The sequence below is a fragment of the Sphaerisporangium flaviroseum genome, assembly GCF_039537005.1.
Classification (GTDB): domain Bacteria; phylum Actinomycetota; class Actinomycetes; order Streptosporangiales; family Streptosporangiaceae; genus Sphaerisporangium; species Sphaerisporangium flaviroseum.
In genome coordinates this window covers 227,233-242,711 of record NZ_BAAAZR010000028.1, presented here as the reverse complement: position 1 = coordinate 242,711, position 15,479 = coordinate 227,233, and the positions used below count along the sequence as shown (strand labels likewise).

The following is a 15,479-nucleotide window of genomic DNA, read 5'->3' as shown; positions in this document are numbered from 1 at the left end:
CGGTTCGTGGGCGACCTCGCCAAGATCTTCAAGGCGTATGACATCCGAGGCGTCGTTCCCGGTGAGCTCGACGAGGATGTGGCCGAGGCAGTGGGCGCGGCCTTCGTCGAGGTGACCGGAGCCGGCTCCGTGGTGATCGCGCACGACATGCGCGCGTCCTCCGTCCCGCTCGCCGCGGCCTTCGCCCGGGGGGCGACCGGCCGGGGCGCCGACGTGGTCGACGCGGGGCTCGGGTCCACCGACCTGCTCTACTACGCCAGCGGCAGCCTGGGTCTACCCGGCGTGATGTTTACGGCCAGTCACAATCCCGCCCGTTACAACGGGATGAAGCTGTGCCGCGCCGGCGCCGTCCCGGTGGGCACCGGCACCGGGCTCGCCGAGGTCCGCGACCGCGCCGCCGAGTTGCTCGCCTCGTGCGTCCAGGCCACGGGCCGCACGGGGAAGATCACCAAGCGCGACCTGCTCGCCGGGTACGCCGCCCACCTTCGCGGCCTGGTCGATCTGTCGGCCATCCGGCCGCTCAGGGTCGTGGTGGACGCCGGCAACGGCATGGGCGGCCACACCGTGCCTTCGGTGTTCGAGGGTCTCCCACTGGAGGTGACGGCGCTCTACTTCGAGCTCGACGGCACCTTCCCCAACCACGAGGCGAACCCCATCGAGCCCGACAACCTGCGCGACCTGCAGAAGGCCGTGCTCGACCAGGGGGCCGACCTCGGCCTCGCCTTCGACGGCGACGCCGACCGCTGCTGGGTGGTCGACGAGCGTGGGGAGTCCGTCTCGCCCTCCACGATCACCGCGCTGGTGGCCGCGCGCGAGCTGGCCCGGCATCCAGGCGCCACGGTGATCCACAACCTCATCACCTCCAAGGCGGTGCCCGAGATCATCGCCGAGCACGGCGGGGTCCCTGTGCGCACCCGGGTGGGGCACTCCTTCATCAAGGCCGAGATGGCCCGCACCGGAGCCGTCTTCGGCGGCGAGCATTCCGCCCACTACTACTTCCGCGACTTCTGGTTCGCCGACTCGGGCATGCTGGCGGCGCTGCACGTGCTGGCCGCGCTGGGTGAGCAGGACGCCCCGCTGTCGGACGTCCTGCGGCCCTACTCCCGCTACGCCGCGTCCGGCGAGATCAACAGCGCCGTCGACGACGTGGCCGCCGCGCTGGAACGGGTCCGCGCCCTGTACGCCGGCCGTGACGGGGTGAGCGTGGACGAGCTCGACGGCCTGACCGTGTCGGGGCCCGGCTGGTGGTTCAACCTTCGTCCCTCCAACACAGAGCCGCTTCTCCGGTTGAACGCCGAGGCGGCCGACGAAAAGCCGATGGCGGCGATCCGGGACGAGATCCTCGCCGTCGTGAGGAGCTGACAGTGAAGATCGATGACTGGTTGCTCGACATCCTGGCCTGCCCGGCCTGCAAGTCGCCGCTCAACGCCGTGACCGAGAGCGATGAGCTGGCGTGCAGTTCCGAGACGTGCGGGCTGGTCTATCCAGTGCGCGACGACATCCCGGTGCTGCTGGTCGACGAGGCTCGCAAGGCGTGAGCTCGTTCGAGCCCGAGCGGCTGGATGACGCGGCGTTCCTGTCCGAGGGCGACCCGTCGGGCATGCTGCCCGCGGTGGCCTCCTCCGGTGCACAGGTGCGCACCTCCCACCGAGACGCGCTGGAGGCGGGCGTCTCCCGGCTCTCCGGCCGCGACCGCCCGCGGGCGATCGTGGTCGCGGGCATGGGCGGTTCCGCCATCGCCGGCGACATGCTCGCCGCCGTGTGCGGTGGCGGTGTGCCGATCCCCATCCTGACCGTCCGCTCCTACCGGCTGCCCGGCTGGGTCGGCGCCGCCGACCTGGTCATCGCGGTGTCGAGCTCGGGCACCACCGAGGAGACCCTGACCTTGGCGCGGGAGGCCGTGCGCCGGGGCTGCCGCCTGCTCACCGTGGGCCGCGCGGGATCGCCGCTGGCGGCGGTCGCCGAGCAGGCCTCCGGGCTGCACGTGCCGGTCGTGCCGGTCCCCGGGGCGGTCAAGCCGCCTCGGGCGAACCTGTGGGCCCTGACCATGCCGCTGATCGCCGTGGCGTCGGCGCTCGGGCTGGTCGAGGTGGGCCCCGACGAGGTCGAGTCCACGGCCAAGCGCCTGGAGGACGTCGCGCACCGCTGCCGCCCGTCGAGCGAGTCGTTCATCAACCCGGGCAAGACGCTGGCGCTGGAGCTCGCCGACACGATCCCGATGGTCTGGGGCACCTCGCCGATCGCGACCGCGGCCGCGTACCGGCTGGTCACCCAGCTCGGCGAGAACGCCAAGTACCCCGCCATCTGGGGAGAGATCCCGGAGGCGAACCACAACCAGGTGTCGGCCCTCGACGGGCCGCTCGCCCAGCGCGACATCTTCGGCGACGCGTCGTCCCTGGCCCTGCGGCTGTTCGTGCTGCGCGACCTGGAGGAGCACCCCCAGGTGAGCAAGCGCCGGGCGATGTCGGTGCGGCTGGCCGGCGATCGCGGCGTGCCGGTCAGCGAGATCACCGCCGAGGGGGCGCATCCCCTGGAGCGGCTGGCCTCGCTGGTGGGCCTGGTCGACTACGGCAGCGTGTACCTCGCGCTCGGTTTCGGCATCGATCCGGCTCCCGTGCGGGCCATCGCGGAACTCAAGGCGCGAATTTCCCAATAAGCTCTCTGCTGACCGCTTTGCCAGCGGGAACAAGAGCACGATTCGACGGATGGGTGGAGACTGCGGGTGAGCGCGGGCGGCGGTACCAAGGCGATCATCGCGGCGCTGGGGGCCAACCTGGCGATCGCGGTGGCGAAGTTCGTGGCGTTCCTGTTCACGGGGTCGTCTTCGATGCTCGCCGAGTCGGTGCACTCGGTCGCCGACTCCGGTAACCAGGCGTTACTCCTGTTGGGAGCCAAGCGGTCGAGGCAACGCGAGAACCGCAAGCACCCGTTCGGGTACGGCAGGGAGCGCTACTTCTACGCCTTCGTGGTCGCGGTCGTGCTGTTCACCATCGGTGCGGTGTTCTCGCTCTACGAGGGCTTCGAGAAGATCCGGCACCCCCATGGCGTGGAGTCGCCGATCTGGGCCTTCGGCGTGCTGATCTTCGCCATCCTGGCCGAGTCGGTGTCGTTCCGGACCGCGATCGTCGAGTCCAAGGCCATCAAGGGCGACATCGGATGGGTCGCGTTCGTCCGCAGGGCCAAGGCCCCCGAGCTTCCCGTCGTGCTCCTGGAGGACCTGGGGGCCCTGCTGGGCCTCGTATTCGCGCTCTTCGGCGTGACGATGGCCGTGGTCACCGGCGACGGCGTCTGGGACGGCATCGGCACCCTCATGATCGGCGTCCTGCTGGCCATCATCGCGGTGATCCTGGCGATCGAGACCAAGTCGCTGCTCATCGGCGAGAGCGCGACGCAGGAGACCGAGGAAAAGATCTGTGCCGCTCTGGAGAGCTCCCCGGAGATCACCAGGGTCATCCACCTGCGCACCCTGCACCTCGGCCCCGAGGAGTTGCTGGTCGCGGCGAAGATCGCCGTGCACAACGGCGACACGGCCGCCGACATCGCCCAGGGCATCGACGGGGCCGAGCGGCGGATCCGCGACGCCGTTCCGATCGCCAGGGTCATCTACCTGGAGCCCGATCTCTATCGCCCCGACAAGGCGGGCGCCGCGCCGAACGCCGCGCCCGCAGACGAGGGCCATTCCTGAGGCATCGAGTTCACCTCGCCAAGCCGCTCAGCGGTCGCGGCGGAGCAGCCGCAGGGCCTTCTCCTTCTCGAAGTCGAGGGCGCGGCGCGGGGCGTGGATGCGGCCGATGCGCAGCCCGAGGTCGCGTACGGCCTGCGCGACCGCCGGCTCGCTGAGCACCCGCATGCCGAAGGCCAACTCGGCGGGTGACACGTCGAACCGCCGCTCCAGGTCCATGGCCTGGGTGACGGCGGCCAGTTCCTCTGGGCCGAACCGCCGGTGCGAGCCCTTCTCACGCGTCGGCGGGAGCAGGCCGAGCGCCTCCCGGTAGCGGAGCATGCGGGGGGACAGTCCAAGCCGCCTGGCCGCCTCAGTGATGCGCATACGCCTGATTCTTACATTCTTTTGTCAGGTTCGCAGATCTGGGGATGCGTTGGGGTGTGCACGCCTCTTAAACTCGCAGTGACGCATTGACCGGGTTGAGGAGAACACACTATGGACTTCAAGGTCGCCGACCTTGCGCTGGCCGACTTCGGCCGCAGAGAGATCCAGCTGGCCGAGCATGAGATGCCGGGCCTGATGGCCATCCGCCGCGAGTACGCCGAGGCGCGCCCGCTGACCGGGGCCAAGATCATGGGCTCGCTCCACATGACCATCCAGACGGCCGTGCTGATCGAGACCCTCGTCGCGCTCGGCGCCGACGTCCGGTGGGTGAGCTGCAACATCTTCTCCACCCAGGACCACGCTGCGGCCGCGGTCGTCGTCGGCCCCGAGGGTACCGTCGACGCCCCCAAGGGCGTGCCGGTGTTCGCCTGGAAGGGCGAGACGCTGGAGGAGTACTGGTGGTGCACCGAGCAGGCGCTCACCTGGCCTGGCGGCGGTGGCCCCAACATGATCCTCGACGATGGCGGTGACGCGACCCTGCTCGTCCACAAGGGCGCCGAGTACGAAAAGGCCGGGGCCGTCCCCTCCGCCTCCGAGGAGGACGCGGAGGAGTGGAAGATCATCCTCGACCTCCTCCACCGCACGGTCGGCCCCGAGGGCCGCTGGACCGCCGTGGCCAAGGAGATCAAGGGCGTCACCGAGGAGACCACGACCGGCGTCCACCGTCTCTACGAGATGTTCAAGTCCGGCTCGCTCCTGTTCCCGGCGATCAACGTCAACGACTCGGTGACCAAGTCGAAGTTCGACAACAAGTACGGCTGCCGCCACAGCGTGATCGACGGACTCAACCGCGCCACCGACGTGCTCATCGGCGGCAAGGTCGCCGTGATCTGCGGCTACGGCGACGTGGGCAAGGGCTGCGCCGACGCGCTGCGCGGCCAGGGCGCCCGCGTGATCGTCACCGAGATCGACCCGATCTGCGCGCTGCAGGCCGCCATGGACGGCTTCCAGGTCACCACGCTGGAGGACGTCGTCGGCATCGCCGACATCTTCGTGACCACGACCGGCAACTTCGACATCATCACGGCCGACCACATGAGCCGGATGAAGCACAACGCGATCGTCTCCAACATCGGCCACTTCGACAACGAGATCGACATGGCCGGCCTGGCGAGGATCCCCGGCATCGTGAAGACCGAGATCAAGCCGCAGGTCCACACCTGGACCTTCCCCGACGGGCACTCGATCATCGTGCTCGCCGAAGGCCGCCTGATGAACCTCGGCTGCGCCACCGGCCACCCCAGCTTCGTGATGTCGAACTCCTTCACGAACCAGGTGATCGCGCAGATCGAGCTGTTCACCAAGACCGAGCAGTACCCCATCGGCGTCTACGTGCTGCCCAAGCACCTCGACGAGAAGGTCGCGCGGCTCCACCTCGACGCGCTCGGCGTCAAGCTGACCACGCTCACCAAGGCGCAGGCCGAGTACATCGGCGTGGCCCCGGAGGGTCCGTACAAGCCCGACCACTACCGCTACTGATCGACCGGCCTTCCGGCCAGGCGAGGTCCCCGCGCGTGCTGTGCGGGGACCTTTCGCCACTCAAGGCAACACAGGGGGAACCGTGGATGTCGGGGACGCGTCGCTCGCCGAGGCGGGGGAGCGGCGGATCGACTGGGCGCTGCGCTCGATGCCGGTGCTCCGGGCGATCGGGGCGCGGTTCGACGCCTCGCGTCCGCTGGAGGGCCTGAAGATCGCCGCGTGCCTCCACATCACCGCCGAGACCGCGGTGTTCGTCGGCGCGCTGAAGGCGGGCGGCGCCAAGATCGCCCTGGCCGCGTCGAACCCCCTGTCCACCCAGAACGACGTGGCGGCGGCGCTGCGCTCGTACGACGTCGCCGTGCACGCACGGGCGGGGGTGGACCGTGACACCTACTACCGCCACATCCACCAGGCCCTCGACATCGGGCCCGACATCGTGCTCGACGACGGCTGCGACCTGGTCAACACGCTGCACACCGAGCGTGTGGAGTTGCTCGACGGGGTCACCGGAGGGTGCGAGGAGACCACCACGGGCATCATCCGGCTACGCCAGATGGCGGCCGAGCAGGCCCTGAGGTTCCCCGTGGTGGCGGTCAACGACACCCGTACGAAGCGGATGTTCGACAACAGGTACGGCACGGGCCAGTCCACGCTCGACGGCATCGTGCGGGCGACCAACACGCTGCTCGCCGGCCGCACGGTCGTGGTGGCGGGGTTCGGCTTCTGCGGGCGCGGCGTCGCCGAGCGGGCCAAGGGGCAGGGCTCCCGCGTCATCGTCACCGAGATCGACCCGGTCAAGGCGCTGGACGCCAGCCTGCAGGGCTACGAGGTGCTGCCGATGGCCGAGGCGGCGCGCGCGGGCGACCTGTTCATCACCGTCACCGGCAACCGCGACGTCATCCGGGGCGAGCACCTCGCCGAGATGAGGGACGGCGCCATCCTCGCCAACGCCGGCCACTTCGACGTCGAGATCGACGTGCGGGCGCTCGAGGACATGGCGGAGACCGTCCATCTCGGTGTGCGGCCCCACACCGACGAGTACGTCCTCGCCGACGGGCGGCGGCTCCTGCTGCTCGCCGAGGGCCGTCTGGTCAACCTCACGGCCGCGGAGGGGCATCCGGCGGCCGTCATGGACATGTCCTTCTCCGCGCAGGCGCTGGCGGTCGCCTGGCTCGCCGAGGAGCGCTCACGGCTCGCGCCCGGCGTGTACGACGTGCCCGCGGAGATCGACGCGGAGGTCGCGCGGCTGAAGCTGGGGGCGGCCGGCATCGAGATCGACGCGCTCACCGCCGTCCAGGCGGACTATCTGCGGTCGTGGCGCTTCGGCTCCTGACACCCGCCGTTTTCTGATCATCGACGCAGGCCAGGGCCATGGTCCCGGTCTGTGGAACCGTTATGTCGCGATTCGCTGACGTTTCATCATCGAACTGGCATCACTTACGGATCGCGCCTCGCCAACGGTTGGGTAACCGCCCTCGACAGTCACCCCTCCGGAATGGGTTCCTTCAGTGAGAGCAAGCCCGGCAGGCCGCAGGGTGTGCGCTCGCGGTACCGGCACAGAGCCCTGTATCGGCCACCCGGCACACAGGCCCCCGCCGCCGGCCACCCGGGATCCCATCTCGGCACGAGGAGGGCAGATGGCCGGCACGAACGCCAGGCGGCTGTTCTCGCAGCCCTTTGATCTCACCAACGCTTGGCTGGACCCGCCGACCCGATGAGCCTTCTCGAAGTGAAAGATCTCAAGGTCGGCTTCCAGGCCGTGGACGGCCTGGTCCAGGCCGTCCGCGGCCTGTCGTTCAGCGTCGAGCCGGGACGGACGCTGGCGATCGTCGGGGAGTCGGGCAGCGGCAAGACGGTGAGCACACAGGCCATCCTCGGCCTGCTCCCCGAGGCGGACATCTCCGGGACCGCGTTGTTCGAGGGGGCGGACCTTCTCAAGCTCGGCGAGGAGCGGCTGCGCCAGATCCGTGGCGCCGAGATAAGCATGATATTTCAGGATCCGTTGACCAGCCTTCATCCGCTCTACAAGGTGGGCCGGCAGATCGCGGAAACGATCCGCGTCCACGACTCCGGCGTCGGCCGCGCCCAGGCCCGGCGGCGGGCGGTGGAGTTGCTGGGCCTGGTCGGCATCCCCGGGCCGGACCGCAGGGTCGACGACTACCCGCACCAGTTCCCGCGCGGCATGCGGCAGCGGGTGATGATCGCGATGGCGCTCGCGCTCAACCCCAAGCTGGTGGTCGCCGACGAGCCCACCACCGCGCTCGACGCGACCGTCCAGGCGCAGATCCTGGAGCTGATCACCGAGCTGCAGAAGCAGTTCGGCATCGCGCTCGTCCTGCTCACCCACGACCTCGGGGTGGTCGCCAGGGTCGCCGACGAGGTCATCGTGATGTACGCCGGGCTCCCGGTGGAGCGGGCCGACCGGCGCACGACCTACTACCGGCCGCATCACCCGTACACCAAGGGCCTGCTGGAGTCGATTCCCGGGAGTACGGGGGTCCGGCAGGGCAGGCTCCGGCCGATCCCCGGCCGGCCGCCCAGCGTGCTCGCGGTGCCGCCGGGGTGCGCGTTCCACCCGCGCTGCGAGTACGCCATGCCCGTGTGCGCGGCGGAACGCCCGCCGCTCGGCCGGGTCACCGGGGACGGCGACCATGCCTCGGCGTGCTGGCTGCCGCACCAGGCCATCGGCCTCGGCGCGGAGGCGGAGGCCGTGCGGTTGCGCGTCTCGGGGGCCGAGACGCGATGAGAGCCGAGACGCGATGAGAGCCGGGATCCGATGAGAGCCGGAATTCGATGAGAGCCGGGATCCGATGAGGAGCCGGGATCCGATGAGCGTTCGGGGCCGGGCGGGAACCCCGTGAACGGAGACCGGGTGAACCTTCTCGAAGTCGACGGTTTGGTCAAGCACTTCCCGATCCGTGAGGGCGCCGTGCTGCGCCGTACGGTCGGGCAGGTGCACGCCGTCGACGGGGTCAGCCTCACCCTGGCGCCCGGCGAGACGCTCGGCCTGGTGGGGGAGGCCGGCTGCGGCAAGTCCACGCTGGCACGGTGCATCGCCGGCCTGCATCCCGTGACGGCGGGCAAGGTCAGCTTCGACGGCCAGGACATCACCAACCTGTCGCGGAGCGCGATGCGGCCCTTCCGCAGGGACATCCAGGTCATGTTCCAGGACCCGTACGGGTCGCTGAACCCGCGCAGGCGCGTCGGGTCGATCATCGCCGACCCGCTGGTCATCCATGGAGTGGGCACCCCGGGGGAGCGGCGGCGCGCGGTCTCGGAGCTGATGGAACGGGTCGGGCTCGATCCGGGGCACCACAACCGCTTTCCCGCCGAGTTCTCCGGCGGCCAGCGGCAGCGCATCGGCGTGGCCCGCGCCCTCGCGCTGAAGCCCCGGCTGATCATCTGCGACGAGCCGGTGTCGGCCCTGGACGTGTCGATCCAGGCCCAGATCCTCAACCTGCTCAAGGACCTGCAAAACGACCTGGGGCTGACGTACCTGTTCATCGCGCACGACCTCTCGGTGGTCCGGCATGTCAGCGACCGCATCGCGGTGATGTACCTCGGGCGGGTGGCCGAGCTCGCTCGGGCCGACGAGTTGTACGAGCACCCCCGCCATCCGTACTCCGACGCCCTGCTGGCCGCCACGGCGGTCGCCGATCCGGACGTCGCCGACCGGCGCGCCCGCGTCGTCCTCACGGGCGACGTCCCCTCCCCGGTCGACCCTCCGTCCGGCTGCCGGTTCCACCCGCGCTGCCCACGGGCGCGTGAGGTCTGCGCGATCCGGCAGCCGGCGCTGGAGGGCACGACGCACCTGACGGCCTGCCACTTCCCGATCGGCCCGGACTCCCCGATGGGCCCGGACTTCCCGATCGGCCCGGACTCCCCTACTCGGCCGGACGACGAGCGGCCGTACGGCGAAGGGGGCGCCGGGTGGCGGTGACCGGGATTCGTCCGGAGGCGGTCCCGGGCGAGGCCATCGCCGGGCGCGGCCCGTGGGCGCTGGCCTGGGCGCGCGTGCGCACCGACAGGGTGGCGCTGGCGTCGGCGGCGATCGTGGTGCTGCTGCTCGTGCTCGCCGCCGCGGCGCCGCTCATCGCGCAGTGGAGCGGCCACGGCCCCGACGACCGGTTCCGTGACATCGGCATGACCGCCCAGGGGCTTCCGGTCGCGCCGAACGGCACGTTCTGGTTCGGCACCGACCGTCTCGGCCGCGACCTGTTCATCCGCGTCCTGTACGGCGCCCGTGTCTCGCTGGTCGTCGGCGTGCTGTCCACCGGGCTCGCGGCGGTCCTCGGGGTCGCCGTGGGGCTGCTTGCGGGGTTCTACGGCGGGGTGATCGACACGCTGCTGTCGCGCCTGATGGACGTCGTGCTGTCGTTCCCGTACCTGATCTTCGCCCTCGCGGTCGTCTCCATCGCCGGGCCCTCGCTCACCGCGACGGCGGGGGTGATCGCGCTCTACTCCTGGGCGGCGATCGCCGGCGTCGTGCGCGGCCGGACCCTGTCGATCAAGGAGAGGGAGTACGTCGAGGCGGCCAGGTCGCTCGGCGCCGGCGACGCTCGCATCATGTTGGTCGACATCCTGCCGAACCTGCTCGCCCCGGTCATCGTGCTGGTCACCCTGCTGATCCCGGCGGCCATCGTGTTCGAGTCGACGCTGTCCTACCTCGGGCTCGGCATCGCCGCGCCGACGCCCTCGTGGGGAAACCTGCTCGGCGAGGCGCAGGGCTTCTCCCGGGTCGCCTGGTGGTACCTCGTCTTCCCCGCCGGGACCCTGCTGGTCACCACGCTGGCGTTCAACCTGCTGGGCGACGGCGTCCGCGACGCCATCGACCCGAGGACCGAACGGCTCTTCGGCAGGCGCGGGGGTGTGCTGAGCAAGCGGAGCCGCCGCGGCAAGGGCAGGGACGGCGGGAGTGGGGCCGCGAAGACCATGGAGGGCTGACCGATGTTGCGGCGCTTCCTCATCCGGCGGGTGCTGCTCGGCGTGATCGTGCTGTGGCTGGTCACGCTCGGGACGTTCCTCATGTTCTTCGTGGCGCCCGGCGACCCGGCCCGTACGCTCTCCGGGCGGCATGCCACCCCGGACCAGGTCGACATGGTCCGGCGCGACCTCGGTCTCGACCGGCCGATCCTCGTGCGGTACGGCGGCTACATGGGCCGGCTCCTGCGCGGCGACCTCGGCACGTCGTACTCCAACGGGGAGCCGGTGGGACGGCTGGTCGCCGCCCACCTGCCGCCGACCCTGTCGCTGGTCGCCGGCGGGGCGGTGCTGTGGTTCGCGGTCGGCGTCGGCGCCGGCGTGCTCAGCGCCACCCGGGCCCGCTCGCTCCTCGACAGGTCCCTGACGTTCCTGGCGCTCGCCGGCGTCTCGATGCCGACGTTCGTCATCGGGCTGCTCCTGCTGTACCTGCTGTTCTTCCAGCTCACCAATGCCGGAGTGCCGATCTTCCCGTCCGGCTCCTACGTGGACCTCTCCCAGAACCCGGCCGAGTGGGCACGGCATCTGATCCTTCCCTGGGTCACACTCGCCACCGTGCAGGCCGCGAGCTACCTTCGCCTCACCCGGGGGTCGATGCTGGACGTGCTGGGGGAGGACTACATCCGTACGGCCCGCGCCAGGGGCGTACCCGAGCGGCGCGTGATCGTCCGGCACGGCCTGCGGTCGGTGATGACCGCGATGGTGCCGACGCTCGGTGTGGACGTCGGCACCCTCATCGGAGGCGTGGTCGTCACCGAGTCGGTCTTCGGGCTCGGCGGCGTCGGCCAGGCGGCCGTCCAGGCGTTCGTGAGCGGCGACCTGCCGGTGGTCATGGGAGTGGTGCTGATCACCTCTGCGGTGGTGGTCGTCGCGAACCTGCTGGCCGACATGGCCTACGCCCTGCTGGACGCCCGGGTGCGGCCGGCCTGACCACATCGGCGACCGCCGCGACCCGCTTTTCGCGGGCCGGTCACCCGGCGCCGGAGTTGGATGCGGCCCGGCGCGACCTCTCCCTTTCGCGCCGGGCCACACCCGATTCCCACGTAGCGGGCTAATGCCCCAGTAGCCCGCTGCACCACCCCGTGCCCGACCATTACCGATGTATGCATGAGCTTGGCGAGAAACTTACGCCGGGGCGATGAATCCAGCGGAGCTCGGTGACGTCTCCGCTGGTGGGGGCGGTGAAACGGAAGGCGCGAACGTCACCTGAGACGCGCCGGGCGGGGGCGGCAGCGGGACGGGCCGCCCGCTGGGCGGCGGAGCGGGGTACCGGCCGGCGCCGGGGGACCCGTTCGGCGACGGAGGCGGACTCCCGTTGAACGGCATGACCGGGTATCTCCCCGGAGAGGGACGGAAGGCGGCCGCTCCGTACGCCGAGTTCTGCCGCATCTGGCGTGCCAGTCGCACCTCCGTGCGGCGGCGGCGCTCGGCCAGGACCGCGGCGAGGTAGGCGTGGGGCGGGGCGGACGGTGGAGGCGGTGGCGAGACGAAGGACGCGAACTGGCCGGCGATCCGCATCCCCATGTCGTACTGGACCTGGGGGGACAGCTGGTGCCAGCGCGTGAGGTACTGCCGCGCGGTGGCCGCCAGGTCTTCGGGCAGCCGGGAGAGCTCCAGCGTCGTCGCCCAGCCGGCGAGGGGAGCGGGCATCTGGAGCGGCGGGCCCTGGCGCGGCACCCGTTCGGAGATCACGATGGTGCCCGAGAAGATGTCGCCGAGCCGCTTGCCCTGCGGGGATATCAGCGAGCTGATCAGCGCGGGGGCGCCCAGGAACATCCAGAACTCCAGCACCCCGGACAGGCCACGGAACAGCGCCTGCCGGAACCGCTCGGGACCTCCGTCGTCGCTGACCACCCGCAGCCCCATGGCGAGCTTGCCGAGGCTCCGCCCCCGGCTGAGCGTCTCGAAGATCACGGGATAGCCCACGGCGACGAGCGCGATCAGCAGGATCGTGAGCGCCACGGCGAACGCTTCCTCGGTGACGACCGTGAGCATGCCGAGCAGGAAGTTCAACCCGAGGATCGCCGCGAACTGCAGCGCCAGGTCGATCGACAGCGCGACGGCGCGGCTGGCCATCTGGGCTACCCGGACTTCGACGACCACGGCCTCGCCGGTCACGACATCGGACACGTCCCCCACCCTATCCGCCGGGCCAATAGGCTCTCGTGCGTGGACATCGACGCGTTTGTCTCCGCGCACAAGCCGACATGGGACCGGCTCGAGACCCTGGTGCGGCACCGCGGCTCGCTGAGCGGTCCGGAGGTCGACGAGATGGTCGACCTCTACCAGCGCGTCGCCACGCACCTGTCCATCGTCAGGTCCGGCTCCGACCAGCTGCTGGTGGGCCGTCTGTCGGCGCTGGTGGCGCGGGCGCGCTCGGCGGTGACCGGGACGCACACGCCGGCCTGGCGGGAGTTCATCCGGTTCTTCGCCGTCTCCTTCCCCGTGGTCGCCTACCGCGCCCGGTGGTGGTGGGCCGTGACGGCGGCGCTGTTCCTGGTCGTCTCCACGGTGGTCGGCGCGTGGGTGGCACGGAATCCCGATGTCCAGGCCGCCATCGCGGGCCCGGAACAGATCAAGCAGCTCGTGGAGCACGACTTCGCCGACTACTACTCCGAGCATCCGGCGGCGGGGTTCGCCGGGCAGGTGTGGCTCAACAACGCCTGGGTGTCGATGCAGGTGATCGCGACCTCGGTCCTGCTCGGGATCCCGATCCCGTACATCCTGTGGGAGAACGCCGCGAACGTCGGAGTCGCCGGCGGGCTGATGGCCTCCCGTGACCGGCTCGACATCTTCTTCGGCCTGATCACGCCGCACGGCCTGCTGGAGCTGACGGCCGTCTTCCTGGCCGCCGCCGTCGGCATGCGCCTGGGCTGGGCGGCCATCGACCCTGGACCGAGGAAGCGTACCGAGGCGCTGGCCGAGCAGGGCCGGGCCGTGGTGAGCGTCGCGCTCGGCCTGGTGGTGGTCCTGCTGGTGTCGGGCCTGATCGAGGCGATGGTGACCCCGTCCCCGCTGCCCACCTGGGCCCGCGTCGGCATCGGGGTGATCGCCGAGGGCGCGTTCCTGGCGTACGTGGTGATCTTCGGTCGCCGCGCTTCGCGGGCGAACGAGACCGGCGACCTCGAACGCGCCCCGGACGTGGCTCCGTCGAACTGAGGCTCCGGCGCCGGGGGCGCGGGCGGTACAAGGTCAGGTGCTCGGGAGCGCCTTGAGTAACTTCGCGGCGATCGGCGCCGCCACCGCGCCGCCGCTGCCGCCGTTCTGGACCAGCACCGCGCAGGCCAGGGAGCCGCGGTACCCGATGAACCAGGCGTGCGTTCCCGCGCCTTGGACCTCCGCGGTGCCGGTCTTGCCGAAGGTGCCCGAGGGGAGGCCGGCCAGTGTGGCCGTGCCCTGGGTCACCGCGGCGCTCATCATCGCCCGCAGGCCTTCGGCCACCCTCTGGTCGAGCGGTACCGGCGACGGCGAGCCGGCGGGAGGCACATCGGTCATGATGGCGGGCCGCCACACGCCGCTCGCCACCGCGGCGGCGACCTCGGCCATGCAGAGCGGGCTGGCCTGCACCGAGTTCTGCCCGATGGAGTCCGCGCCCAGCTCGTTCAGGTCCTTGTGCGCGTGGATGCGGCAGGAGCTCAGTCCGGGCTTCTCCCGGAATCCGAACCGATCGGCGGCCTCGGCGCGCAGCCGGTCGTCGCGCAGGCGCTCGTAGGCCTGCTGCACGAACGTGGTGTTGCAGGAGTACGCGAAGGCCATGGTGAGGCTCACGGTGCCGTGGTCGGCGCCGCCGTCGTTGGCGAAGCTCCGGGCGTTGGGCAAGGTGTACCGCGCGGGGCATCCGACCGATGACTCCGGGGCCAGCCCGGAGCGGAGGAGCGCCGCGGCGGTCACCACCTTGAACGTCGAACCGGGCGGGTACAGGCCGTTGAAGGCCCGCTTGCCGCCCAGCGTGTCCGCCACGGCCCGCACCTGCCCCGTCTGGGTGTCCACGGCCACGACCGCGGCGGGCGGTCCGACGCCGTCGAGCGCCCGGGCGGCGGCGGCCTGCACGGGCTCGGAGATCGTGGTGCGGGTCGCCTGCCGGGGCTCGGACGGGGAGGCCAGCAGCACCCGCCCCGAAGGCACCTCCTCCAGGGTCAGGCGCGGGGCCGTGGGCGCCTGCGAGGCGAAGTAGTCACCCGCCTTGCTGTCGGGAGGGAACGGCCGGCCCTCGCGGGTCAGAATGGCGGGGGTGGCCGGGCTCTGCCTCAGCCGCAGCGTGCCGCCGTTCCTGAGCGAGGGGTGCAGCGTCTCCGGGGCCCACAGCACCCTCCACGCCCCGTTCCGCAGTGCCAGGCGCAGGACCGAGGAGAACGGCCACCGGCCCAGGCCCATGACCTCCCGGACGCCCTGGAACGGCACCTCGGCGGCGTCCTCGCCCTGGCGGCGCGGCCGGCCGGGGGTGAGCGACAGTGAGGAGATCCGCAGTTCGGCGGTGAACCGCCGGTGCCGGTCGGCGAAGTCGGGCGGGGGATCGGCCACCAGCCCTGTCATGGTGGCGAAGTCGCCGGCCTGCCAGGCGGTGAGATACCGCGTCGCCGTCGTTCCTGGATCCTCCGGCGTGGCCTGCGCCGGAGTGGTGGCCGGTGCCTGCGCGGGAGCGCCGGTGGCCGTCTGCTGGGGCACGATGGGGTCGGCGCCGGTCGAGGCCTGTGGTGGCGCGCCGGTCGAGGCCTGTGGCGGTGCGCCGGTCGAGTGGGCGGGCGTGCCGGACCGCCGCGACGTGGGCTGTGCGTCCACGGGATCGGGGCCGGTCGCCAGCGCGAACGCGCCGAACGCGACTATCAGCACCACCGCGGCGAGCATCGCGAGAGGCCATCGATCACGCATGACGCCGCACACTCCCGGTTTCCACACGCAGATGGTAAAGCTC

Annotated in this window: 14 protein-coding genes; 11 read left to right on the top strand and 3 right to left on the bottom strand. The window is 71.1% G+C overall.

The window, feature by feature from the left end:
- The first annotated feature begins 6 nt into the window (after positions 1–6).
- The 4 genes from ABD810_RS29050 (at position 7) to ABD810_RS29035 (ending at position 3,685) form a co-directional block, all read left to right on the top strand.
- Positions 7–1,362, top strand: a complete 1,356-nt coding sequence (locus ABD810_RS29050) for a phosphomannomutase/phosphoglucomutase (protein WP_344947439.1) — start codon at positions 7–9, stop codon at positions 1,360–1,362.
- The gene (locus tag ABD810_RS29045) at positions 1,359–1,538 is read left to right on the top strand and encodes a Trm112 family protein (RefSeq protein WP_344947848.1); all 180 of its coding nucleotides are present in this window, start codon (positions 1,359–1,361) and stop codon (positions 1,536–1,538) included. Before ABD810_RS29050 ends, ABD810_RS29045 begins: the two co-directional genes overlap by 4 nt.
- Positions 1,535–2,656 (top strand): SIS domain-containing protein, encoded by a 1,122-nt coding sequence (locus ABD810_RS29040; protein WP_344947436.1) that lies wholly within the window; start codon positions 1,535–1,537, stop codon positions 2,654–2,656. The genes ABD810_RS29045 and ABD810_RS29040 overlap by 4 nt, the downstream gene beginning before the upstream one ends.
- Positions 2,657–2,722: 66 nt before the next feature.
- On the top strand, positions 2,723–3,685 hold the full coding sequence (locus ABD810_RS29035; protein WP_344947433.1) for a cation diffusion facilitator family transporter: 963 nt from the start codon (positions 2,723–2,725) through the stop codon (positions 3,683–3,685).
- 27 nt (positions 3,686–3,712) lie between these two features.
- Here ABD810_RS29035 and ABD810_RS29030 read toward each other — a convergent pair whose 3' ends face one another.
- The gene (locus tag ABD810_RS29030; RefSeq protein WP_344947430.1) at positions 3,713–4,048 is read right to left on the bottom strand and encodes a MerR family DNA-binding transcriptional regulator; all 336 of its coding nucleotides are present in this window, start codon (positions 4,046–4,048) and stop codon (positions 3,713–3,715) included.
- 111 nt (positions 4,049–4,159) lie between these two features.
- Between ABD810_RS29030 and ahcY the strand changes: the two genes are divergently transcribed.
- The 6 genes from ahcY (at position 4,160) to ABD810_RS29000 (ending at position 11,497) form a co-directional block, all read left to right on the top strand.
- The gene (ahcY, locus tag ABD810_RS29025; RefSeq protein ID WP_344947427.1) at positions 4,160–5,587 is read left to right on the top strand and encodes an adenosylhomocysteinase; all 1,428 of its coding nucleotides are present in this window, start codon (positions 4,160–4,162) and stop codon (positions 5,585–5,587) included.
- A gap of 82 nt (positions 5,588–5,669) precedes the next feature.
- Positions 5,670–6,920 (top strand): adenosylhomocysteinase, encoded by a 1,251-nt coding sequence (locus tag ABD810_RS29020; RefSeq protein ID WP_344947425.1) that lies wholly within the window; start codon positions 5,670–5,672, stop codon positions 6,918–6,920.
- A gap of 381 nt (positions 6,921–7,301) precedes the next feature.
- Positions 7,302–8,333 (top strand): ABC transporter ATP-binding protein, encoded by a 1,032-nt coding sequence (locus ABD810_RS29015; protein WP_344947422.1) that lies wholly within the window; start codon positions 7,302–7,304, stop codon positions 8,331–8,333.
- Between the two features lie 126 nt (positions 8,334–8,459).
- Entirely contained in the window at positions 8,460–9,527 is a 1,068-nt protein-coding gene (locus ABD810_RS29010; RefSeq protein ID WP_344947419.1) for an ABC transporter ATP-binding protein, read from the top strand.
- Complete coding sequence (locus ABD810_RS29005) at positions 9,524–10,531, top strand: ABC transporter permease (RefSeq protein ID WP_344947416.1); 1,008 nt, start codon at positions 9,524–9,526, stop codon at positions 10,529–10,531. Before ABD810_RS29010 ends, ABD810_RS29005 begins: the two co-directional genes overlap by 4 nt.
- Positions 10,532–10,534: 3 nt before the next feature.
- Complete coding sequence (locus tag ABD810_RS29000; protein WP_344947413.1) at positions 10,535–11,497, top strand: ABC transporter permease; 963 nt, start codon at positions 10,535–10,537, stop codon at positions 11,495–11,497.
- Between the two features lie 195 nt (positions 11,498–11,692).
- Here the strand turns inward: ABD810_RS29000 and ABD810_RS28995 are convergent, their stop codons facing one another.
- Positions 11,693–12,697: an RDD family protein gene (locus tag ABD810_RS28995; protein ID WP_344947410.1), complete on the bottom strand. Its 1,005-nt coding sequence runs from the start codon at positions 12,695–12,697 to the stop codon at positions 11,693–11,695.
- Between the two features lie 39 nt (positions 12,698–12,736).
- Here ABD810_RS28995 and ABD810_RS28990 point away from each other — a divergent pair, with 39 nt between their 5' ends.
- On the top strand, positions 12,737–13,726 hold the full coding sequence (locus ABD810_RS28990; RefSeq protein ID WP_344947407.1) for a stage II sporulation protein M: 990 nt from the start codon (positions 12,737–12,739) through the stop codon (positions 13,724–13,726).
- A 33-nt stretch (positions 13,727–13,759) separates the two neighbouring features.
- Here the strand turns inward: ABD810_RS28990 and ABD810_RS28985 are convergent, their stop codons facing one another.
- On the bottom strand, positions 13,760–15,436 hold the full coding sequence (locus tag ABD810_RS28985; RefSeq protein ID WP_344947404.1) for a penicillin-binding transpeptidase domain-containing protein: 1,677 nt from the start codon (positions 15,434–15,436) through the stop codon (positions 13,760–13,762).
- Positions 15,437–15,479: the final 43 nt, after the last annotated feature.